Below are 22,191 nucleotides of genomic sequence, written 5' to 3'. Positions count from 1 at the left end.
TCGAGTGACCGCCTAGATATGTTCGCTTACTGCTGGTTAGCGTTGATGAAATCAATAGCTGCCTGAACAGTAGTGATCTTCTCAGCTTCTTCGTCTGGAATCTCGGTGTCGAATTCTTCTTCCAGTGCCATTACCAGCTCAACGGTGTCAAGAGAATCAGCGCCCAAGTCTTCAACAAAAGAAGCGTTATTCAAAACTTCTTCCTGTTTAACACCCAGTTGCTCAACGATGATTTTCTTAACGCGTTCTTCGATAGTGCTCATACTCTTAAATTTCCTATCAAAACTCGCTTTCGCGATGGTTTTCGTAGTGTATAAAATGTTGAAAAAGATGCAACTAAATCCCGGCTGGTCAAACCACGATTTTACGCTATTTTGCGGGTTTTGCCCCAAATAACGCAAATAGTTTTCGCATTTTTTAAATCATGTACATGCCGCCATTGACATGTAATGTTTCACCGGTGATATAGCCAGCCTCATCAGAGGCTAAAAATGCAACAGCATTGGCGATTTCTTTAGCATCGCCGAGCCGGTTGGCCGGAACCTGTGTCAAAATGCCTGCACGCTGCTCTTCTGTCAACGCCCGAGTCATGTCTGTTTCAATAAAACCAGGCGCAACGACGTTAACCGTTATGCCACGAGAAGCAACTTCACGCGCCAGCGATTTGCTAAAGCCAATCAGGCCCGCCTTCGCTGCGGCGTAGTTAGCTTGCCCGGCGTTACCCATGGTTCCGACAACCGAACCGATGGTAACAATGCGGCCAAAACGCTTTTTCATCATCGCGCGCATAACCGCTTTTGACAGCCGGAATACTGAAGTCAGATTGGTGTCCAGGATATCCTGCCACTCGTCGTCTTTCATGCGCATCAGGAGGTTATCACGCGTGATGCCAGCATTATTGACCAAAATGTCGATTTCGCCAAATTGTTCTCGGATTGCGCCCAGCACGCTGTCGATAGATTGCGCATCGACAACATCCAGTTTAAAGCCTTTACCGTGGGTTCCCAGATAGGAACTGATTGCGTCCGCGCCATTATCGCTGGTCGCCGTGCCGATAACCGTCGCGCCGCGGGCAACAAACGATTCTGCAATTGCCCGGCCGATACCGCGGCTTGCGCCGGTCACCAGGACGATTTTTCCTTCGAAGCTCATGGTTTTCCTCTATTATCGCTCAAGCGCCGCTGACAGGCTCGCAGGGTCATTCACAGGCGCCGCCGTCAGGGTGTCAACAATACGTTTGGTCAGGCCGGTCAGCACTTTACCGGGGCCGATCTCCAACAGCGAGGTAACGCCCTGTGCCGCAATGTATTCAACACTCTCGGTCCAACGAACCGGGCTATATAATTGGCGCACCAATGCACTGCGGATCGCTTCCGGATCGTTTTCCGTACGCACATCAACGTTATTGACCACCGCAACCTGCGGCGCGTTGAAAGCCACTTCCTGCAGCGCCACAGCCAGCTTATCCGCAGCAGGTTTCATCAACGCGCAGTGGGAAGGCACACTCACCGGCAACGGCAGCGCACGCTTAGCGCCCGCCGCTTTACAGGCGGCGCCGGCACGTTCAACCGCTTCTTTGTTGCCGGCGATCACCACCTGGCCCGGTGAATTGAAATTGACCGGGGAAACCACCTGCCCTTCAGCAGACGCTTCACAGGCTTTTGCAATGGCGTCGTTATCCAGACCGATGATTGCATACATGGCGCCTGTGCCGGCAGGCACGGCTTCCTGCATCAACTTGCCGCGCAATTCAACCAGCCGAACAGCCGCGGTGAAATCCAGCACGCCGGCGCACACCAGCGCCGAGTATTCACCCAGGCTATGGCCAGCCATCAGCGCCGGCATGCTGCCGCCCTGCTGCTGCCATACGCGGAAAATCGCCACAGAAGCCGCCAACAACGCTGGCTGGGTCTGCCAGGTTTTGTTCAGCTCTTCCGCCGGGCCTTGCTGGACCAGTTGCCACAGATCGTAGCCCAGCGCGCCGGAGGCTTCGCTGAACGTCTGCTCAACCACGGGGTACTGCGCGGCCAGGTCAGCCAACATTCCCACGGCCTGTGAACCCTGGCCGGGGAAAACAAAAGCAAATTGCGTCATGTTACTCTTCCTGTTTAATCAAAAACGGACCAGCGCTGAGCCCCAGGTAAAGCCGCCGCCGAACGCTTCAAGCAGCACCAGTTGGCCGCGTTGGATGCGCCCATCGCGCACCGCTTCATCCAGTGCCGAAGGCACCGAGGCGGCAGAGGTATTACCGTGGCGATCGAGCGTCACCACCACCTTGTCCATTCCCATCGCCAGTTTTTTCGCCGTTGCGCTAATAATGCGCAGATTGGCCTGATGCGGCACCAGCCAATCCAACTGGCCGCGTTCCAATCCGCTGGCGCGCAGCGTCTCATCAACGATATGCGCCAGTTCAGTGACCGCAACCTTGAAAACTTCGTTCCCTGCCATGGTGACATAGGCAGGCTTGTTCGGATCCTGGCGATCTTTATACGGCAACGTCAGCAAGTCGCCGTAGGTGCCGTCGGCATGAAGATGGGTAGACAGGATGCCCGGTTCTTCAGAAGCCCCTAACACCACCGCACCGGCGCCGTCGCCAAACAGAATAATCGTCCCGCGATCTTCCGGATCCAACGTGCGCGACAGTGCATCGGCGCCTACCACCAGCGCATATTTCACCACGCCGGTTTTCACGTACTGATCGGCCACGCTCAAGGCGTATGTGAAGCCGGCACAGGCCGCTGCCAAATCAAATGCCGCACAGTCTTTCACGCCCAGCTGCTGCTGAATCTGGCAGGCAGAGCTTGGGAACGCGTGGCTCGAGGTGGTGGTCGCCACCACAATCAAGCCAATGTCATCGGGAGCCACACCTGCCATTTCCATCGCTTTTTCTGCAGCGTGGAAGCCCATCGACGCAACGGTTTCATCCGCTGCGGCGATACGGCGCTCACGGATACCGGTACGCGTGACGATCCATTCGTCCGAGGTATCCACCATTTTTTCCAAATCAGCATTGGTGCGCACTTGTACGGGTAAATAACTCCCCGTACCGAGAATCTTTGTATACATGTACGATCAGTCACTCTTAGGTAATACAGCCTCAAGGCGCGCAGCAATTCTGTCAGGAACTTGCCGCTGCACCGCCTGCACAGCCTGCTCGATAGCCACTGCGAACGCTCGCGGGTTCGCAGCGCCGTGGCTCTTGATTACGGTGCCCCGCAATCCTAACAGACATGCGCCATTATACTGGTCGGGGTTCAAATGGCCGAAACGCTTGAGCACCCGCTTTTGCAGCCAGCGGCCCAGCAATGTTAACCACCAGGCCTGCTTGCCCCCTCCCCCTGAAGATTTCAGCAGTGATAAAAACACCCTTATCACCCCTTCCATGGTTTTCAGCGTTACGTTACCCACAAAGCCGTCGCAGACCAAAACATCGGTTTTACCCGTGAGCAGATCGTTTCCTTCCAGATAACCAATATAGTTGATTGCCGGAGTCTGTTTTAAAACGGCGGCCGCTTCACGGATATTATCCAGGCCTTTGCTCTCTTCTTCGCCGATGTTCAGCAACGCCACGCGCGGTTGTGCAATACCAACCACGTCCTCCGCCATCACCGCGCCCATAATGGCGAACTGCACCAGCATGGTACTATCGCATGCCACGTTGGCGCCCAGATCCAGCACCACGGTTTTGCTGAGCTGCTGGTTGGGGAGCACCGTCATCAGCGCTGGGCGCTCAATGCCCTTCAGGGGCTTGATAAGCATTTTTGCCAACCCCATCAGCGCACCGGTATTCCCCGCGCTGACACAGGCCTGCGCTTCGCCGGTTTTAATCAGCTCCAGCGCAATGCGCATGGACGTACCGCGGCTGGCACGGATTGCTTGTGAAGGCTTGGCGTCACCGGCAATCACGGATTCGGCGGGCACGACTTGCAGGCGTTCCAGAAGAACCGGATCGGCTTTGGCAAGCAAAGGAGAGATAGCGGCGGGATCGCCGACCAGCAAGAGATGAAGCTGTAAATTAGAGGCCAGTGCCTGCAGTGATGCAGGCACTGTGACGCAGGGACCGAAATCCCCGCCCATAGCATCTAACGCCAGGGTTAGACGAGTCAAGGTATCGCTACTTAGCCGATAACCTTGCGACCACGGTAGAAACCGTCGGCAGTGATGTGGTGACGACGATGAGTTTCACCGGATACTTTGTCTACAGACAAAGGGGTGGTGGTCAGTGCATCATGTGAACGACGCATACCACGTTTGGAACGGGTTGGTTTATTCTGTTGTACGGCCATGGACCTTACTCCTCGATTACTTACGCTTTAAACTGGCTAATACGGCAAACGGATTCGGTTTCTCCGCCTCTGCAGGCAGTTTGCCAAATACCATGTCCGCTTCGGACACTTCACAGTGTTCAGATTCATGTACCGGAACGACCGGCAGTGAAAGAATAATTTCGTCTTCAATCATTGCCAACAGATCGACTTCGCCAAAATCATCAACTTCGATCGGTTCGTACGCTTCCGGTAATGCCTCAGCCTGCTCATCATTGACGACCGGGCTAAAACAATATGTCGTGTGGACATGATGCACAAACGGCACCCCACAGCGCTGGCACATCAACGTTACCGTGACGTCCGCATGGCCGCTGATGACCGCCAGGCGCTGGTTATCGATATTAAACGATAACGAGGCCTGCACATCACTGTCCACACTGACCACAGATTCGGCAACACGCGTCACCTGCTCAGGCACATAGACACCAACATAGTCCAGGTGTTTCTGAGCGGTACGGGCCGCATCGATGGTCAAGGGTAATTTTACCTTTTGCATAGGGCGCGCATATTAACTTTGTAACGACATAGAGTCAAAGAAAAAGGCCGTAAAAACGGTGCCTTTCACCAATATTCGCTTCCACAGCGGCCGACAGTTTAAAATGTCGAACCTGTTTACGCTATGGTTTGCGAAAAAATTTATGCACAGATTACTTTTGGCTTCGACCTCCACCTACCGAAAAATGCTGCTGGAAAAGCTGCGCCTGCCTTTTATTACCGCCGCCCCCAGGGTGGATGAAACCCCGCTGGCGGGTGAAGATGCAGAAGCGCTGGTGTTGCGCCTGGCTATCGCGAAGGCGCAGGCCCTGGCGCCCGCCTACCCCGATCACCTGATTATCGGCTCCGATCAGGTCTGCGTTATTGATGGCAACATCACCGGCAAACCCCATACGGAAGAAAATGCCTGCGCGCAGCTGCGCCTGGCCAGCGGCCGCAAAGTGACGTTTTACACCGGGCTTGCCTTATACAATAGCAAAAACCGGCGCCTGCAAGCGTTGTGCGAGCCTTTCCACGTTCATTTTCGCAACCTGACCGATGAGGAAATTACCGGCTATGTGCGCCAGGAACAGCCGCTGAATTGTGCGGGCAGTTTCAAAAGCGAAGGGTTGGGGATTGCCTTGTTTAACCGGCTGGAAGGGCGAGATCCCAACGCGCTGGTAGGGCTGCCGCTGATTGCCCTGTTGGAGATGCTGCGGGCCGAAGGCATTGACCCGCTGCGCTAATCCGTAGCAGCGGCAGGCGATGCCGCTGCTGGCCGCCCCGCCTTAGCGGGGGGTGGCGTTGCGCAATACCGTCAGGCAATGGCGCAGTTCATCGTCCATCGGCGCTTCAATACGCAGTGTTTCGCCTGTGCCCGGATGCTCAAAGCGCAGCGCCGCCGCGTGCAGGAACAGGCGTTTAAGCCCGGTGCCGGCCAGTTGGCGATCGAACTCACGATCGCCGTAGCGATCGTCAAAGGCTATCGGGTGGCCCGCATGCAGCGTATGAACGCGGATCTGGTGGGTGCGCCCGGTTACCGGGCTGGCTTTCACCAGCGTAGCGAATTCATAGCGTTCTTCTACCTTAAAACGGGTTTCCGACGGTTTGCCCTCGCTATTGACGCGCACGATGCGCTCACCGCTTTGCAGAATATTCTTCAACAGCGGCGCCTGAACCACCTTACAGTGCGACTGCCATTGGCCGCGCACCAACGCCAGATAGTCTTTCTGCATCCCTTTCATCCGCAACTGTTCGTGCAACGCACGCAGCGCCGAACGCTTCTTCGCCACCAGCAGCACGCCTGAGGTATCGCGATCCAGGCGATGAACCAGCTCCAGAAACCGCGCTTCCGGCCGCAGCGCGCGCAGCCCTTCGATCACGCCGAAGCTCAGCCCGCTGCCGCCATGCACCGCCGTGCCAGAAGGTTTGTTCAGCAGCAACAGATGATCGTCTTCATAAAGGATACAATCGGCTAATGCGGCCACTTTATCCAACCGGGGAGAAACCGGTGCCTCTTGCCGCTCAGCGATACGCACCGGCGGCACGCGCACCACGTCGCCTGCCATCAGCTTATATTCGGCTTTGATGCGCCCTTTATTAACGCGCACTTCGCCTTTGCGCACGATGCGATAAATCATGCTCTTCGGCACCCCTTTCAGGCGCGCAAGTAAAAAGTTATCGATCCGCTGGCCGGCTTCGTCAGCAGAGATAGTAATCAGTTGTACTGCAGGATTGTTCGTTTTCATGGTGCGGAATTCTAAATAGCACCACCAAATAGCGCCACCTCTTTTTATGTGCTTAACTGTCAAACTCAGCGTAAAGTTAATGTTGCAGCAGGATGAACCCCGCGTTGTGCGATCCGTCGCCAGCAACGGTTGGTTTAGCCTGCGAACGGCAACGTTTCTTAATGCGTTGAGAAAAAGTCACCTTGCTATAACAGTGTCAGCAATGGAATAATGATGTTACTTCCGCGTTGATTCTCGTTAAAACAGGGAAAATGGTGGAATTATATAGTTTGTTGGGTTGAGCAGAAGCGCAGCAATGGCGTAAGACGTAATGTGAAATCAAACAATTAGCGGGCTGCGGGTTGCAGCTTGGCCGGAAACTGGAATCAGACCTGTCGACGAAAATCAGAGGCTATTCCCACAGTAAAAGCGCTGTTTTTTCGCAAAGAAATGCAGGCTTACCGAGATAATGCGCCCCTATGCAGGCGACAACCGTGAGGTTGACGGCATTGCGAGAAGACACGGGGCTTTCGGTTTTAACCCGGTCATGCGGTTATTTCGCCCGCAGCTCTGTCGATAATGTAAAAATAACGAGTAAGTTAAGATGAAAAGAATGTTGATTAACGCAACTCAACAGGAAGAGTTGCGCGTTGCCCTGGTAGATGGACAGCGGCTGTATGATTTGGATATTGAAAGTCCGGGTCATGAGCAAAAAAAAGCGAACATCTACAAAGGCAAAATCACCCGCATTGAACCCAGTCTCGAAGCCGCGTTTGTTGATTATGGCGCCGAACGGCATGGCTTCCTCCCTCTGAAAGAAATCGCCCGCGAATACTTCCCTAGCAACTATTCTTCCCATGGCCGCCCAAACATCAAAGATGTGCTGCGCGAAGGCCAGGAAGTGATCGTTCAGGTTGATAAAGAAGAGCGTGGCAACAAGGGCGCAGCCCTGACCACCTTCATCAGCCTGGCCGGCAGCTATCTGGTGCTGATGCCCAACAACCCACGTGCCGGCGGCATTTCCCGCCGCATTGAAGGTGACGATCGCACCGAACTGAAAGAAGCGCTCTCCTCCCTGCAATTGCCGGATGGCATGGGCCTGATTGTGCGCACCGCCGGCGTTGGCAAATCCGCCGAAGCGCTGCAATGGGATCTGTCCTTTCGCCTGAAACACTGGGAAGCAATCAAAAAAGCCGCTGAAGGCCGCCCTGCACCGTTCCTGATCCATCAGGAAAGTAACGTTATCGTGCGCGCGTTCCGCGACTACCTGCGCCCGGACATCGGCGAAATTCTGATCGACAACCCGAAGGTGCTCGATCTGGCGCGCGAACATATCGCCGCACTTGGCCGCCCGGATTTCAGCAGCAAAATTAAGCCTTATAGCGGTGAAATTCCGCTATTCAGCCACTACCAGATTGAATCGCAGATTGAATCCGCATTCCAGCGTGAAGTCCGCCTGCCGTCCGGCGGTTCGATTGTGATTGATACCACTGAAGCGTTGACCGCTATCGACATCAACTCGGCCCGCGCCACGCGCGGCGGCGATATCGAAGAAACCGCCTTTAACACCAACCTGGAAGCGGCCGATGAGATCGCCCGCCAACTGCGTTTGCGCGATCTGGGTGGATTGATCGTTATCGACTTTATCGATATGACCCCGGTACGCCACCAGCGTGAAGTTGAAAACCGCCTGCGCGACGCCGTTCGCCAGGATCGCGCCCGTATCCAAATTGGCCGAATCTCCCGTTTTGGCCTGTTGGAAATGTCGCGCCAGCGCCTGAGCCCATCGCTGGGTGAATCCAGCCACCACGTCTGCCCGCGCTGTAACGGCACCGGCACCATTCGTGATAACGAATCACTGGCGCTTTCCATCCTGCGCCTGATCGAAGAAGAGGCGTTGAAAGAAAACACCAAAGAGGTGCACGCCATCGTGCCGGTTCGAGTCGCCTCTTACTTGCTGAACGAAAAACGCGAATCCGTCAGCGCCATCGAAAAACGCCAGGGCGGCGTGAAAGCGATCATCGTGCCTAACGATGAAATGCAGACGCCACATTACTCCGTGTTGCGGGTGCGCAAGGGCGAAGAAACCAGCACGCTCAGCTACCTGCTGCCGAAGTTGCATGAAGAAGAAATGGATCAGCCGCAGGAAGATGCGCCAATGGAGCGTAAGCTTCCTGAACAACCGGCGCTGGCAGCCTTCTCTCTGGCATCCGACGTGCCGCCACCGGCAGAAGAACAGGCTCAGCCTCAATCTGCAGCCGTTGCGCCTTCGGCAGCCGCCGCTGCGCAAACCGGGCTGGTCGGCCGCCTGTTGGGCAAACTGAAAGGCTTGTTTGCAGCGGATACCTCCAACGCTAGCCCGGCAGAAGCCGCCGCGCCGGTTGAAGAGCCAAAAGCGGAAAGTACCGATAACCGCCGCCAGGATCGCCGTAACCAGCGCCGCCAAAGCCCTGCCCGCAAAGAACGCGGGGAACGGACCGAACGGACTGAACGGACTGAACGTAAAGAGCGTGCCGAAACGCGCGATACGCGTGAAGCACGTGATGAGCAGCAGCAACGCCGGAACCGCCGGAATAACGTTGCGCCGGCCGTCGCACCAGTGGTGAAAGAGGAAGAACTGTCTGACGAGGCCATCGCCAAAGCTCGCGAAGAGCAGCAGCAACGTCGTGAACAGCGTGCAGAACGCCAACGCCGCCGTCAGGAAGAAAAACGCCTGGCGCTGCAAGAGGTTAAAGCGCTGGAGCAACGTGCTGAGGCACCGGCTAACGACGAAGAGCAGGAAGAGCGCAACGCACAGCCAGCACAACGCCGTAAACCACGCCAACTGTCGCAGAAAATCCGCGTGTTGTCGGCAGAAGAAGAACTGCAACAGGCTGCGGAAGAACTGCTGGCGCCAAAAGCCCCGGTGGCTAAACAGCAGCAAGCGTTGCCGGCTATTGCCAACGAAGAAACCGTTAAAGCATTGCCGGATGAAGCGGCACAACCTGAAAATGATGCACAGGCTGAAGGCCGCAATGGTGAAAATGGCATGCCGCGCCGTTCACGTCGTTCGCCACGCCATCTGCGTGTTAGCGGCCAGCGTCGCCGCCGCTACCGTGACGAGCGTTACCCAACCCAATCGCCAATGCCGCTGGAGGCTGCCGTAGCTTCACCTGAACTGGCATCAGGCAAAGTATGGGTGAGTTACCCTGTCACACAAGCACCACAGGCAGTGGAACAAGCGGCTAACCAGCCGCAACCGGCCGAGCAGATCGCCGTGCCAGAAGCACCGATCGCGCCGCAGGTTGCCACTCCCACACAGGCAGAAAATGTTCCGGCTGTTGAGCCAATCGTCCCGGTAGCAGCGCCAGCAGTACAACCGGTAGCCATTGCCAACGAAGAAGAGCCAGCACAGCCAAGTGAAGCGCCGCGTGAAATGGCTGTTCAGCCTGCCGCACCGGCCGAAGAGAGCGTTGCCGTTGAAGTTGAAGCCCCAACGGTGGTTCCTGAAGCCGAGGCTGTCGAAGCAATCGCACCGGCACAGACTGCGGCAGACGAAGCGCCTGAAGCGCCGATTGCCGAGGTTGAGCCACAACAACCGGCCTCACCGGCCGAGCCTGTAGCCCCTGTGGCTGTAGAGCAAGATGCTCAGCCAGCGGTTGTTGCCGAAGAGCAACCGGCAGCCGTTGCAGAAGCACCGCAGCCTGCGCCCGCAGCGGCCGTTCAGCCTGCTCAAAGTGCGTTCTACAAGCATATTGCCAGTGCGCCGATGACCAAAGCGCCAGCGCCGGCTTATGAGCCACAGGCACCGAAGCATAGCGATTGGCAGCGCCCGGCCTTCGACTTTACCGGTAAAGGTTCAGCCGGTGGGCATGCAGCCGCCAGCCAGGCCACTGCGCCGGCAACGCGGCCACAGCCAACTAACGATTAAACCTGGCTAGGCCGCACTCATAAAAAAACCGCCGTATGGCGGTTTTTTTTTCTCATGGCTCACAACGCCGTTTAGGCGATCTGCTTTAACACCTTGATTTCCTGATGTGCCAGTTTGCCGTCAAGCTGGGCGATCAATTGTTTGAAATGTTCAGTACCATTGTGTTTTTCCACCGCTTCCGGGCTGGCCCAGCGCTCAAAAAAGACAAAGGTACCCGTTTTACCCGGCTCGCTATGCAAGTCGTATTGCAGATTGCCCAACTCTGCGCGGCTTGGTTCGACAGCCTGATGCGCGGCTTCACTCACGGCATCAACACACTCAGGTTTCGCCTGCAGGATGGCAACGATGCGGACTTCCATTTTATTCTCCCATTCCGAATGCTAAATCAGATATCCCCGACACGGAAACTGCCGGGGAATCATTAAAATCCCTTATTACTATGCGCCTATTAAGCCATTGATTTCAAGCCATCCGCAACAAACGAGTGCATCGTAGGCAGTTTCCGCTTATCCTTACCCCCCGGCGTGAATACCCCCATTATTCGCTTTTATCACGATGTCCTTTTGACCGCCGGAGCCTTACAACATGACTGCACAACCTCAAGTTCTGAAAATACGCCGCCCCGACGATTGGCATATCCACCTGCGCGACGACGATATGCTAAAAACGGTTTTGCCCTACACCAGCCAGTTTTTTGGCCGAGCCATTGTGATGCCCAATCTGGTTCCCCCGATAACCACGATTGAAGCCGCATGTAGCTATCGTGAACGGATCCTCGCCGCCGTACCGCAAGGCCATGAGTTCACCCCGCTGATGACCTGTTACCTCACCAATTCCCTGGCGCCCTCAGTGTTGGTTGACGGATTCGAACAAGGGGTTTTTACCGCCGCCAAATTATACCCTGCCAACGCCACCACTAACTCGGCGCATGGCGTTAGTGATGTAACCGGCATCTACCCTTTGTTTGAGCAGATGCAAAAGATCGGCATGCCGCTACTGATTCACGGCGAGATCACCGATGCGGCCGTTGATATTTTTGACCGGGAAGCGCGTTTCATTGAGCAGATCATGGAGCCTATACGTAAACAGTTCCCGGAATTGAAAATCGTCTTTGAACACATCACCACCAAAGAAGCCGCCCAGTATGTTCTGGCTGGCGATCGCTTCCTGGGGGCAACCATTACCCCACAGCACCTGATGTTCAACCGCAACCATATGCTGGTTGGCGGTATCCGCCCGCATCTGTTCTGCCTGCCGATCCTCAAGCGTAATATCCACCAGGAAGCCTTGCGCCAGGCGGTTGCCAGTGGTTCAGAGCGTTTCTTCCTGGGCACGGATTCTGCACCGCACACCAAACATCGGAAAGAATCCAGTTGCGGTTGCGCTGGGGTGTTCAACGCGCCAAGCGCTCTGGCTGCCTACGCCACCGTATTTGAGCAGTTGAACGCGCTGGAGCACCTGGAAGCATTCTGCTCGCTTAACGGCCCGCGTTTCTACGGCCTGCCGGTGAACGACAGCTTTATCGAACTGCAACGCAAGCCGGTAACCATGCCGGAAGAGATTGCGCTCGGCGACGAAGCCGTGGTGCCTTTCCTGGCCGGCGAAAGCGTTGCGTGGTCGGTGGTTAACGGCTGATTTTTTATCAAAGCCTCTTGCCCCGCGGATTTCGATACTGTATAAATACACAGTCAATTACTTCGGGGGCAATCATGCGTGTTGAAGTTACTATCGATAAAACCAGGCCACTCCCTGCGGGTGCTGTAGAAGCCCTGAGCAGTGAATTGGGCAAACGCGTCAATCGTCACTTCCCTGATGCCGTGGTTCAGGTGCGCTATGCCGGCTCCAACGGCCTTTCCGTACTGGGCGGCGCCAAGGATGCTAAAGAACTGATCACCGAGATACTCCAGGAAACCTGGGAAAGCGCAGATGATTGGTTTACCGCAGGCTAGCAGAAGCCAACGCGCTTAAACGCCGCCGCGGAACAGTTAAATACTGCAATGCAGTTTTTGCCGGGGGTCGCTCTCCGGCTTTTTTATTTCTGGCGTTTGCCTGTAACCGGCTGGAAGAAAAGTACTATCTGGTCTGTAATAAGTGGTAGTATCTGGCGATGTTTGAACAGGAGGTGTTTATATGGCCCCGGACAAAGAGAAGTCAGAAGAGGCAATGACTTTTGGCGAGTTACTGGCTCTGATCGGCGATCAGAAAAGGCGCCTGCACGTACTGGAAGTCGCCTTTTCCTATCTGGCCTTTGGTTTGGATGACAAAGCCAACCAATTGCTGATACATAGCCTGAAGCTGGAATCGCAAAACCAGAATCGCGATACCGAAACGCAAAAGCATTTCGCGCATCTGGCCGAGGAACTGGAAAAGCGGATCCAGCCCCCTTCCCAGGCAGTTCCTACCGAGCAATAACAGCACACGGGCTGGGGTGACGCCCATCCCGTGTCGCCACCATCACACACACCACCACTGTTGAATAATTAATCAAATAAACTTTATTTTACAAAATACGCCCCAACGCAGCGCCGAGATGCTTATACTGTTACTGCTCGTCATGATGATGAGCCGCATTGATCCTCGTTAGTTACTCATGCCAGTTACTACTTAATAAGGGGTCTTTATGGACAGAAATGATGAAGTAATTCAGACACACCCACTTGTTGGTTGGGATATCAGTACTGTGGACGTCTACAACGCCATGATGATTCGTCTTCATTACCTGTCTTCACGGGATCAGACACCCGAAGAAGCCCAAGTGGACAGAACGCTTTGGCTAACCACGGATGTCGCCCGCCAATTGATCAATATTTTAGAAGCTGGCATCGCCAAGATAGAGTCAACGGATTATCAAGATCTTGATCGTAAAAAACATTAATTCACGTTTCCCCCTCACAAAGGCGCCGCGACTATTTCGGCGCCTTTTCTGTTTTATACCAGTGCATTACCGCCGCTGACCTTCTATCATGATGCGCGATACTCGCCATACTTCAAATCTAAAAATACAGCAGAGAGGGGATAGCTCGTGGAATATGACCTGATCGTCGTCGGCAGCGGCTCCGTGGGCGCTGCCGCCGGTTACTATGCGACACAAGCAGGGCTGAAAGTGCTGATGATCGACAGCGCTATCCCGCCGCACCGCAACGGCAGCCACCATGGCGACACCCGCATCATCCGCCACGCCTATGGCGAGGGCGAAAAATATGTGCCGCTGGCGCTGCGAGCCCAGGCGCTGTGGAATGGGCTGGAAAAGGAATGCGGCAGCAAACTGTTCCACCCCTGCGGCGTACTCAACCTGGGGCCGGAAGGCGCTGAATTTGTCAATAACGCCTATCAGAGCGCCAGGACGTTCAGGCTGAATGCCCAGCGGCTGACCCGGCAGGAAGTCAACCAACGCTGGCCGGAGTTCACCCCGCCGGAAGGCTATACGGCGGTATTCGAGCCGGATGCCGGCTTTTTGCTGTGCGAACAGGCGGTTGCCAGCTATATCCGGCTGGCGCGCGAAGCGGGCTGCGCCCAATTGTTCAACTGCGCAGTCAGCGCGGTTGTGCCTGATGATAACGGCATCGAGGTTGTTACGGCCGAAGGGCGTTTTCGCGGCCGCAAAGCCGTTATCACTGCCGGCACCTGGGTGAAGAAGCTGCTCCCCGCCTTGCCCGTCACTCCGCTGCGCAAAGTGTTTTCCTGGCACCAGGCCGATGGCCGATACAGCGAGAATAATCGCTTCCCGGCGTTCACCGTCGAAGCGCAAGACGGCGCACATTACTATGGCTTCCCGGCCGACAACAATGGTCTTAAGGTCGGCAAACACGATGGCGGCCAACCGATCGAACGCCAGGAGCAACGCACGCCGTTTGGTAGCGAGGCGCAAGACGGCACCGAAGTATTTGGCTTTCTGCGCCAATTTATGCCTGGGATTGGCGTCTGTTTGCACGGCGAGGCCTGCACCTACGACATGAGCCCGGATGAAGATTTCATTATCGACACCGTGCCCGGCAGCGAACGCATGATGGTGATTACCGGGCTAAGCGGGCACGGCTTTAAATTTGCCAGCGTACTTGGTGAAATCGCCGCCCTGTTCGCGCAAGGCAAATCCCCGGCCCAAGATATCACCCCCTTCTCGCTGCGGCGCTTTAGTTAACCATCACGGTCTGGGCGGGTGTGAGCATGCCCAGGCCCACTTCATCCCCTCGCCGTCATGATAAAACGGAAATCTCTGTTCCTGGCATCTGGATTTCCGAATTGATTACCCCTGCTGTAGATCTTATGTTACCCACCAGTTACACCATAACAAGGACGTTACCATGCGACTGCTCGTTGTCGACGAGTGTTGTTATACCCGCTTAGGGGTTGCCGGCTATGTTGCCGCGGCGGCAAGCAATGTCAGCGTAAAATGCTGCGCCAGTATCGAACAGGCCATGGCGCTGTTGCAAAACGACCGGCCGAGTGTGGTGCTGGTGAACATGACGGCGCACTGCCGCAACCACGCTGGCGATACGCTGCTGCCGGCGTTCATCGCCGCCTGCCAACCATTGGCGCTGTATATGTATATTGATGCGCCCTATCCCGCCAGTGAGCAGCCGCTGCAAATCGCTGAACACACGTTCCTCTTCCGCAAGGCGATACTGGCTAGCGTATTGCAAGATCTCCCTAACACCCACCAACCGTGGAGCACTCCGCTATTTAGCCCGCAGGAGCAGGCAGTGATGAAATACTGGATGGCGCAGTGGCCCACCCACCAGATTGCCCGCAAGTTGCATATCAGCCCCCCGACGGTATATGTGCATAAACGCCACATCACAGAAAAAATCCACACGCGCAATCGCCTGGAGTTTTACGCTTTATACCACCTATTGCGTTTTTACTACCCGCCGTACTCCGGCCCGTATACCACGGGTGGCCGCAGCGTGCTGCAAGATCCGCCGCACAGGCTGCTGCCGATTTAAACGGGGTTCCCGTTTTCACTCTGGGTTGGCCTTCCCACGCGCCGGCAGGCCATCCCCCAGCACCACCGCCAACCGGTGCCCGCCTTCCGTCGCCTCCAGCCCGATGCGCGCGATAATGGTCAGCGGCACTGAAAGCAGCATCCCCACCGGCCCCATCAGCCACCCCCAGAAGATTAACGACAGAAACACCACCAGCGTAGACAGCCCCAGCCCACGGCCCATTACCCGCGGCTCAATCATGTTGCCAATCACCAGGTTGATCAGGATAAAACCGCCAGCCACCACCAAGGCATCACCAAAACCGTTAAACAATAGCGCCTGAATTAACGGCGGTATGGCGGCAATCACCGAGCCAATATTGGGGATATAGTTGAGCAGAAAAGCCATCAACCCCCAGATAAAGGAAAAGCGCACGCCAACCGCCGCCAGAAATAGCCAGACGATCACGCCCGTCGCCAGGCTGATCACGGTTTTAATCACCAGATAATGCGTCACGCCATCCAGCGCCCGGCGGATATTGACCATGCCCTTCTGCGGTTGTTCCATCGCCTGCTGTAGCTTGTAAGGCAGCAGATTCACCTCAAACAACATAAACACCACCGTCATCAGCAGCAGGAAAATATTGGTCATCGCCCCGGAAAGATGGCTCAGCAGGCGGGTAACCAGATTCATTGCCGCGCTGGGATCGACATACTGAATCACGGCTTCGCTGGAGATGGGGATGTTGAACCGCTGGCCGTAATGCTGCAATTCCCTCACCTTCTCCATCATCACGCCGCGATATTGCGGCAAAGAGCGGGCAAACTCATTGAGCGAGGCGCCCAGCGTGCCAAGCAACAGCATCAGTAACACCACCACCGTGACCACCAGCAGCGCCACCCCGAGCACGCGCGGCACCCGCCAGCGCTCAAGCATCGCGACCAGCGGGTTCAGCACAATAGTCAGGAACAGCGCCAGTAAAAAAGGCACCACGATAGCGGCAGCGGCTTTGATACCGGCCAGGATCACCACTAACATCGCTAACATAATCACCAGGCGCAAGCTGCGATCGGTCAGTAAAGTTCGCCCCATGACGTTTCCTTTTGTCGTTTCCCTGATAACGGGCCGTGGCGGCCCAGTGATACGCGCTATGTTAGCAAACTCCCGCTGCGGTACGCAGGTAAATCATTGTGGAGCCTACTAGGGGAATAACCCAATAACGGAGATAAATGCTGATGCATAAATAAAATGCCACTCTGCGCGTAACGCCATGCACTGCTGACAAAAAATGACAAAAGATGACAATTAAATAGAAAAGCCTTTTTATCAGGCAGTAAATAAATCACCGGCGATGATCCCCTATTAACTCCAGCGATTCTTTTGATTAACTTTCGCCAGTATCAGACAAATCCATTGATTAATATTTTTCAGGCGTAACATAGTGCAATTTATTATTGATTTTATGTGTTTTTAACGTTTAATTATGACAAACCGTATCTATAGCCAAAACAATTCGCGTTTTTGTACAGCCCGGGCGCTGCCCCGCAGGGCCGTAGCCCATGGATGGGGTGGAACAAGCGCTGCACGTTTGCAGGCGAAATAGAGCAGCATGCGCATAAAAGGATAACCACCATGCTTTGGAAAAATACCGCAGACCGCTTTGGTCATTTTTCAGTTTTACTCCACTGGCTGGTCGCATTGGCCGTTTACGGTATGTTTGCCCTTGGCCTGTGGATGGTGACATTAGGTTATTACGATATCTGGTACCACCGGGCACCGGAATTACATAAGAGCATCGGCATCGTATTATTTATCGTGATGCTGGTGCGCGTCGCATGGCGTTTTATTTCACCGCCGCCAAAACCGCTGGCGAGTTATAGCCCTTTGACCCGCGTCAGCGCCGTATTGGCGCACCTGGCGCTGTATCTGTTGCTGTTTGGCATCCTGATCAGCGGTTACCTGATTTCTACCGCCGATGGGCAACCGATCAGCGTCTTCGGCTGGTTCAACGTACCGGCCAGCGTCGCCGGTATGGCCGAGCAGGCCGATACCGCCGGCACGGTTCACCTTTATCTGGCCTGGGCCGTGGTGGTGCTTTCAGTACTGCACGGCATGGCCGCTATTAAGCATCACTTCATCGATCGTGATGCCACTTTAAAACGGATGCTGGGTCGCAGCACCGATTAACCTCTTGGACTTATGGAGATTGCTATGTTGAAGAAGACCGTATTAGGCCTTACCGCCGGCGCACTGCTGCTCAGCGCCGGCTCGGCGCTCGCCGCCAACTATAAGATCGATAAACAAGGCCAGCATGCCTTTATTCAGTTCCGCATCCAGCATCTGGGCTACAGCTGGCTGTATGGTACCTTCAAGGACTTTGACGGGAGCTTCACTTTCGATGAGCAGGATCCCGCCAAAGACAAAGTGAGCGTCACCATCAATACCACCAGCGTGGACACCAACCATGCCGAACGCGATAAACACCTGCGCAGCGCAGAATTCCTGAACGTCGAAAAACATAAGCAGGCGACGTTTGAATCCACTGAAGTGAAGAAAACCGGCGATGGTTACGCCGTTGTGGGTAACCTGACGCTCAATGGCGTGACCAAACCGGTGACGCTGGATGCCAAACTGCTTGGCCAGGGTAACGATCCCTGGGGCGGCTACCGCGCCGGTTTTGAAGCCAACGGCAAGATCGCGCTGAAAGACTTCGGCATCACCACCGATCTGGGCCCGGCTTCGCAAGACGTTGAGCTGATCATCTCTGTTGAGGGCGTGCGCGAAAAATAACGGCGCGCTTTAATGTAACAATGCCAGCCGGTTAACCCGGCTGGCATTGTCTATCACGGTGACAAAACCGCGCTTACTTTTCTTCCGGCGCCGGAATGTGCATCGTGGTCTGCAACAGCCCTTTTGACTTATTGAAGATCTTAACGCCATTTTCACGCCCGGCGCGGCGCGCCCGTTGCTCTTCGCGCGGCAGCTTCAGCTCTTCGCGGCAGGTTTCGCTGCAGCAGCCTTCAAAGCTGGCCGCACAGCTTGGGCACTGAATAAACAGCAGATGACAGCCGTCATTTTTACAGTTGGTATGGGTGTCGCACGCTGCGCCGCATTGGTGGCAATGCGCAATCACATCGTCAGAAATACGTTCGCCCATGCGCTCGTCAAAGACAAAATTCTTACCGATGAATTTCAACGGCAGCCCTTGTTCTTTGGCACGGCGCGCATATTCAATAATACCGCCTTCAACATGGTAGACATTTGGGAAGCCGTTATGCCGCATATAGGCGCTGGCTTTTTCACAGCGAATGCCGCCCGTGCAATACATCACGATATTCTTGTCTTTCTTATCCTTCAGCATGTCTACCGCCATCGGCAACTGCTCGCGGAAAGTGTCTGAAGGCACTTCAAGCGCATTTTCAAAATGGCCGACTTCATATTCATAGTGGTTGCGCATATCCACAAACAGCGTATCCGGATCGTCAATCATGGCGTTAACCCGGTCCGCCTGCAGGTATTCGCCGACGTTGGTCGGATCGAAACTGTCATCATTGATGCCGTCGGCCACGATGCGCTCACGCACTTTCATCCGCAGCACCCAGAAAGATTTTCCGTCGTCTTCCAGGGCAATATTCAGGCGAATATTATCCAATGCCGGATCTGCGCTAAACAGCAGGTGTTTGAATGCCTCGAAGTTGCCCCGCGGCACACTGATCTGTGCGTTGATGCCTTCGGCCGCCACATAAACACGGCCAAACACCTTCAGTTTTTCAAACTGCTGGTACAGCGTGTCGCGGAAGGTTTTCGGATCGGCGATATGAAAATATTTATAAAAAGAAACGGTGGTGCGCGGTTCGGTTTCCGCCAACATGCGCGCCTTCAGTTCCTCATTAGAAATTCGGTTATGTAACACTGGCATGGTGTTCTTTCCTGTTTCTTGAGTCGGTCACTGTTCATCTGCGCGCCGCCACGGCCGCGCGCGGCGCACATCATACCCGAAAAGAATACGCAACACAGCATTAACCCTTTACGGTTTCGCACACCGAACAACGCTTGACGCCATTCACAATTCCCGTTAAGCCTAACGGCATGCACGTATCAATCATCAGCGCCAACTGCTAACGGATCACGAGGAAAATATGAGTCAACTCTTCAAACCAATTAGCCTCGGGCAACTGAAGTTACCCAACCGCATAATTATTGCCCCAATGTGTCAATACTCGGCCAACGACGGCAAAGCCAGCGAATGGCATCTGTTGCACCTGGGGCACCTGGCGCTTTCCGGCGCCGGGCTGTTAATTGTCGAAGCCACCGCCGTATCGCCGGAAGGCCGCATTACCCCGCACGATCTCGGCCTGTGGGACGATGAAACCGAACGCGCCCTGGCGCCCGTCATTCAGGCGGTAAAAAAGCACGCCACGCTGCCGCTCGGCATCCAGCTTGGGCATGCCGGGCGCAAGGCCGCCTGTGCCGTACCGTGGCAAGGCGGCGGCCAGTTAAGCGCCGCCGACGGCGGCTGGCAAACGCTTTCCGCCTCGGCATTGCCCTTTGCGCCGCAAGACGAAGCGCCGCAGGCGATGAGCCTGGCGCAAATCGAGCGATTAAAAGCGCAGTTTGTCGCTGCCGCCAGGCGCGCCGATCGCCTGGGGTTTGAGCTGATCGAACTGCATGGCGCACACGGTTATCTGCTGCACCAATTCTTATCCCCGCTAAGCAACCAGCGCACCGATCAATACGGCGGTTCGCTAGCGGGCCGCATGCGGCTGCTGCTGGAAATCTTCACCGAAGTGCGGGCGGTATTCCCGGCGCACAAACCGATCGGCGTGCGCATATCCGCCACCGACTGGGTGGCCGGCGGTTGGGATGAAGCGCAGTCCATCGTTCTGACGCAAGAGCTGAAAACCCTGGGTTGCGCTTACATCCACGTTTCCAGCGGCGGCCTTTCATCGCAACAGCAAATCCCGGTTGGGCCAAACTACCAGGTGCCTTTTGCCGAGAACATCCGGCAACAAACCGGCATGCCGACGATCGCCGTTGGGCTGATTACTGAGCCTGAACAAGCCGAAGCCATTGTCGCCACCGGCCAGGCGGATATGGTGGCGCTAGCCCGTGGTATCCTGTATAACCCGCGCTGGCCGTGGCACGCCGCCGCCAAGCTGGGCGAAAAAGTCACTGCGCCGCCGCAATACTGGCGCAGTGAACCTCATGTGCTGAAGGGACTCTTCAACACCGATTAACCCTGATGGCCGGTGATAAGCGCCGGCCAAAATGGCGTTTTAATGCGGTGTGTTTTCCTGTTACGCCAGAAAAATGCCACAATAGCGGGCTATAACCGGCAGAAAGTCATCGGCATGGATATGGCCCCAGAGGTAACCGGTCATGCTAACATTCTGTTCTTTATATAAAACAACCGTTCCTAAGCGAAGAATACATGACCCAACTCCCTTCATTTAACCGTTCGTTATTGCACCCGCGTTACTGGTTAACCTGGTTTGGCATCGGCCTGCTGTATCTGCTGGTTCTCTTGCCTTACCCCGTTATTTATCAGTTGGGGACCCGGCTTGGTCGTTTCTCCATGCGCTTTCTCAAGCGCCGGGTCGCCATCGCGCGACGCAATCTGGAGCTGTGCTTTCCCGAGATGCCAGAGGCTGAGCGTGAAGAACTGATCGCCCAAAACTTTGCTTCGGTCGGCATGGGGTTGTTCGAAACCGGTATGGCCTGGTTCTGGCCCGACTGGCGCATCAAACGCTGGTTTACCGTCCGCGGCCTTGAACACATTCAGAAAGCGCACGATAACCACCAGGGGGTATTGCTGATCGGCCTGCATTTTCTGACGCTGGAGCTGGGCGCGCGCATTTTCGGTATTTATAACCCTGGCATCGGCGTCTATCGCCCGCACGACAACAAGCTGATGGACTGGCTGCAAACCTGGGGGCGGATGCGCTCCAACAAATCCATGCTGGATCGCAAAGACGTTAAAGGCATGATCCGCGCCCTGAAACAGGGTGAAATCATCTGGTATGCGCCGGATCACGACTACGGCCCGCGCAGCAGCGTGTTTGCCCCGCTGTTCGCCGTGGAAAAGGCCGCAACCACCATGGGCAGCTATATGCTGGTGCGCATGGGCAAACCGGCGATCATTCCTTTCACCCCACGGCGGCTCCCGGATGGCAAAGGCTATGAGCTGATCATGCAACCGGCGGTGGAAGGTTTCCCGCTGGACAGCGAACTGAATGCTGCGGCGTTTATGAACCGCGTGGTGGAAAAGGAAATCATGATGGCGCCGGAACAATATATGTGGCTGCACCGCCGCTTCAAAACCCGCCCGGAAGGGGAAGCGTCGTTGTACTAACGGTTACCCTTTAACCGCCTGGCCTGTTGATAAACCCGCTCACGCGGGTTTTTTATTGCTGCCCTTGAGAATAACCGCAAACCGTGTGAAGGTATGGCCTTTCTCATCCGTATCAGGGAGCCCATATGTATATCGTAAACCTCACCTACCATCGCCCGATTGCAGAAGTCGATGCGCTGCTCGCCGACCACATTACCTGGCTGAAAAAGTATTTCCAACAGGGGACGTTTATCGCTTCCGGCCGCAAGAACCCGCGTACCGGCGGGGTTATTCTGGTGAAAGGTGTGGCACGGGCGCAGTTGGATACGATCCTGGCAGAGGATCCGTTTAACGCGGTAGCCAACTATGAGGTCACCGACGTGGCGTTAAGCACCGCCTCGACGGGTTTTGAGGCACTGATAGACGCGTAAGGCCCGTATGCCCCCACGCTGCACTGCGTGGGGGGAGTATTTTTTCGATCCGCCGCCCATTTTCATGC

24 protein-coding genes are annotated in these 22,191 nt (G+C 55.4%); 13 read left to right on the top strand and 11 right to left on the bottom strand.

Going from position 1 to position 22,191, the window contains the following annotated elements:
• Positions 1-26: 26 nt before the first annotated feature.
• From acpP to yceD, 7 genes are all read right to left on the bottom strand, one after another.
• Positions 27-263 (bottom strand): acyl carrier protein, encoded by a 237-nt coding sequence (acpP, locus tag ABFX35_RS06595; protein WP_095848863.1) that lies wholly within the window; start codon positions 261-263, stop codon positions 27-29.
• Positions 264-417: 154 nt separating this feature from the next.
• Positions 418-1,152, bottom strand: coding sequence for a 3-oxoacyl-ACP reductase FabG (fabG, locus tag ABFX35_RS06590; protein WP_346079935.1), 735 nt, complete (start codon positions 1,150-1,152; stop codon positions 418-420).
• Between the two features lie 12 nt (positions 1,153-1,164).
• Positions 1,165-2,094 (bottom strand): ACP S-malonyltransferase, encoded by a 930-nt coding sequence (gene fabD, locus ABFX35_RS06585; protein ID WP_346079933.1) that lies wholly within the window; start codon positions 2,092-2,094, stop codon positions 1,165-1,167.
• A gap of 18 nt (positions 2,095-2,112) precedes the next feature.
• On the bottom strand, positions 2,113-3,066 hold the full coding sequence (locus ABFX35_RS06580) for a beta-ketoacyl-ACP synthase III (protein ID WP_346079932.1): 954 nt from the start codon (positions 3,064-3,066) through the stop codon (positions 2,113-2,115).
• A 6-nt stretch (positions 3,067-3,072) separates the two neighbouring features.
• Positions 3,073-4,107, bottom strand: coding sequence for a phosphate acyltransferase PlsX (gene plsX, locus ABFX35_RS06575; protein WP_346079931.1), 1,035 nt, complete (start codon positions 4,105-4,107; stop codon positions 3,073-3,075).
• A gap of 11 nt (positions 4,108-4,118) precedes the next feature.
• Positions 4,119-4,286 (bottom strand): 50S ribosomal protein L32, encoded by a 168-nt coding sequence (rpmF, locus tag ABFX35_RS06570; protein WP_095844658.1) that lies wholly within the window; start codon positions 4,284-4,286, stop codon positions 4,119-4,121.
• A gap of 16 nt (positions 4,287-4,302) precedes the next feature.
• Positions 4,303-4,824: a 23S rRNA accumulation protein YceD gene (gene yceD / locus ABFX35_RS06565; RefSeq protein ID WP_279026697.1), complete on the bottom strand. Its 522-nt coding sequence runs from the start codon at positions 4,822-4,824 to the stop codon at positions 4,303-4,305.
• Positions 4,825-4,966: 142 nt separating this feature from the next.
• On the opposite strand from yceD, the gene ABFX35_RS06560 reads away from it, so the two are divergent.
• Positions 4,967-5,548, top strand: coding sequence for a Maf family protein (locus ABFX35_RS06560; protein WP_279026698.1), 582 nt, complete (start codon positions 4,967-4,969; stop codon positions 5,546-5,548).
• A 42-nt stretch (positions 5,549-5,590) separates the two neighbouring features.
• Here ABFX35_RS06560 and rluC read toward each other — a convergent pair whose 3' ends face one another.
• Entirely contained in the window at positions 5,591-6,550 is a 960-nt protein-coding gene (rluC, locus tag ABFX35_RS06555; RefSeq protein WP_279026700.1) for a 23S rRNA pseudouridine(955/2504/2580) synthase RluC, read from the bottom strand.
• A 583-nt stretch (positions 6,551-7,133) separates the two neighbouring features.
• On the opposite strand from rluC, the gene rne reads away from it, so the two are divergent.
• Positions 7,134-10,439 carry a ribonuclease E gene (gene rne, locus ABFX35_RS06550; protein WP_279026702.1) on the top strand — a complete coding sequence of 1,102 codons (3,306 nt, stop codon included), beginning with the start codon at positions 7,134-7,136 and terminating at the stop codon, positions 10,437-10,439.
• 71 nt (positions 10,440-10,510) lie between these two features.
• Here the strand turns inward: rne and ABFX35_RS06545 are convergent, their stop codons facing one another.
• Entirely contained in the window at positions 10,511-10,798 is a 288-nt protein-coding gene (locus tag ABFX35_RS06545; RefSeq protein WP_279026704.1) for a putative quinol monooxygenase, read from the bottom strand.
• A gap of 226 nt (positions 10,799-11,024) precedes the next feature.
• Here ABFX35_RS06545 and pyrC point away from each other — a divergent pair, with 226 nt between their 5' ends.
• The 6 genes from pyrC (at position 11,025) to ABFX35_RS06515 (ending at position 15,382) form a co-directional block, all read left to right on the top strand.
• Positions 11,025-12,074, top strand: coding sequence for a dihydroorotase (pyrC, locus tag ABFX35_RS06540; protein ID WP_279026705.1), 1,050 nt, complete (start codon positions 11,025-11,027; stop codon positions 12,072-12,074).
• 74 nt (positions 12,075-12,148) lie between these two features.
• Positions 12,149-12,388 carry a DNA damage-inducible protein I gene (gene dinI, locus ABFX35_RS06535; protein ID WP_095844664.1) on the top strand — a complete coding sequence of 80 codons (240 nt, stop codon included), beginning with the start codon at positions 12,149-12,151 and terminating at the stop codon, positions 12,386-12,388.
• 181 nt (positions 12,389-12,569) lie between these two features.
• Positions 12,570-12,851 (top strand): hypothetical protein, encoded by a 282-nt coding sequence (locus ABFX35_RS06530; protein ID WP_279026707.1) that lies wholly within the window; start codon positions 12,570-12,572, stop codon positions 12,849-12,851.
• A 208-nt stretch (positions 12,852-13,059) separates the two neighbouring features.
• Entirely contained in the window at positions 13,060-13,314 is a 255-nt protein-coding gene (gene bssS, locus ABFX35_RS06525) for a biofilm formation regulator BssS (protein WP_095844666.1), read from the top strand.
• A gap of 147 nt (positions 13,315-13,461) precedes the next feature.
• Positions 13,462-14,577: an N-methyl-L-tryptophan oxidase gene (gene solA, locus ABFX35_RS06520; protein ID WP_279026940.1), complete on the top strand. Its 1,116-nt coding sequence runs from the start codon at positions 13,462-13,464 to the stop codon at positions 14,575-14,577.
• Between the two features lie 163 nt (positions 14,578-14,740).
• Positions 14,741-15,382, top strand: coding sequence for a helix-turn-helix transcriptional regulator (locus ABFX35_RS06515; RefSeq protein WP_279026941.1), 642 nt, complete (start codon positions 14,741-14,743; stop codon positions 15,380-15,382).
• 15 nt (positions 15,383-15,397) lie between these two features.
• Here the strand turns inward: ABFX35_RS06515 and ABFX35_RS06510 are convergent, their stop codons facing one another.
• Positions 15,398-16,453 carry an AI-2E family transporter gene (locus tag ABFX35_RS06510; RefSeq protein WP_279026942.1) on the bottom strand — a complete coding sequence of 352 codons (1,056 nt, stop codon included), beginning with the start codon at positions 16,451-16,453 and terminating at the stop codon, positions 15,398-15,400.
• A 540-nt stretch (positions 16,454-16,993) separates the two neighbouring features.
• On the opposite strand from ABFX35_RS06510, the gene ABFX35_RS06505 reads away from it, so the two are divergent.
• The gene (locus ABFX35_RS06505) at positions 16,994-17,548 is read left to right on the top strand and encodes a cytochrome b (protein ID WP_346079924.1); all 555 of its coding nucleotides are present in this window, start codon (positions 16,994-16,996) and stop codon (positions 17,546-17,548) included.
• A 24-nt stretch (positions 17,549-17,572) separates the two neighbouring features.
• Positions 17,573-18,151 carry a YceI family protein gene (locus tag ABFX35_RS06500; protein WP_095844671.1) on the top strand — a complete coding sequence of 193 codons (579 nt, stop codon included), beginning with the start codon at positions 17,573-17,575 and terminating at the stop codon, positions 18,149-18,151.
• Positions 18,152-18,224: 73 nt separating this feature from the next.
• Here ABFX35_RS06500 and trhO read toward each other — a convergent pair whose 3' ends face one another.
• Positions 18,225-19,280: an oxygen-dependent tRNA uridine(34) hydroxylase TrhO gene (trhO, locus tag ABFX35_RS06495; protein ID WP_346079923.1), complete on the bottom strand. Its 1,056-nt coding sequence runs from the start codon at positions 19,278-19,280 to the stop codon at positions 18,225-18,227.
• A 220-nt stretch (positions 19,281-19,500) separates the two neighbouring features.
• Between trhO and ABFX35_RS06490 the strand changes: the two genes are divergently transcribed.
• The 3 genes from ABFX35_RS06490 to ABFX35_RS06480 all read left to right on the top strand — a co-directional run bounded on the left by ABFX35_RS06490 (position 19,501) and on the right by ABFX35_RS06480 (position 22,123).
• Positions 19,501-20,598 carry an NADH:flavin oxidoreductase/NADH oxidase gene (locus tag ABFX35_RS06490; RefSeq protein ID WP_279026946.1) on the top strand — a complete coding sequence of 366 codons (1,098 nt, stop codon included), beginning with the start codon at positions 19,501-19,503 and terminating at the stop codon, positions 20,596-20,598.
• A 194-nt stretch (positions 20,599-20,792) separates the two neighbouring features.
• The gene (locus ABFX35_RS06485; protein ID WP_279026948.1) at positions 20,793-21,713 is read left to right on the top strand and encodes a Kdo(2)-lipid IV(A) acyltransferase; all 921 of its coding nucleotides are present in this window, start codon (positions 20,793-20,795) and stop codon (positions 21,711-21,713) included.
• 125 nt (positions 21,714-21,838) lie between these two features.
• The gene (locus tag ABFX35_RS06480) at positions 21,839-22,123 is read left to right on the top strand and encodes a YciI family protein (protein WP_279026950.1); all 285 of its coding nucleotides are present in this window, start codon (positions 21,839-21,841) and stop codon (positions 22,121-22,123) included.
• Positions 22,124-22,191 lie beyond the last annotated feature (68 nt).

Source organism: Gibbsiella dentisursi, from assembly GCF_039539505.1.
GTDB classification, from domain to species: domain Bacteria; phylum Pseudomonadota; class Gammaproteobacteria; order Enterobacterales; family Enterobacteriaceae; genus Gibbsiella; species Gibbsiella quercinecans.
The sequence above is the reverse complement of the archived record's forward strand: the minus strand, read 5'-3'. Positions and strand labels throughout refer to the sequence as shown.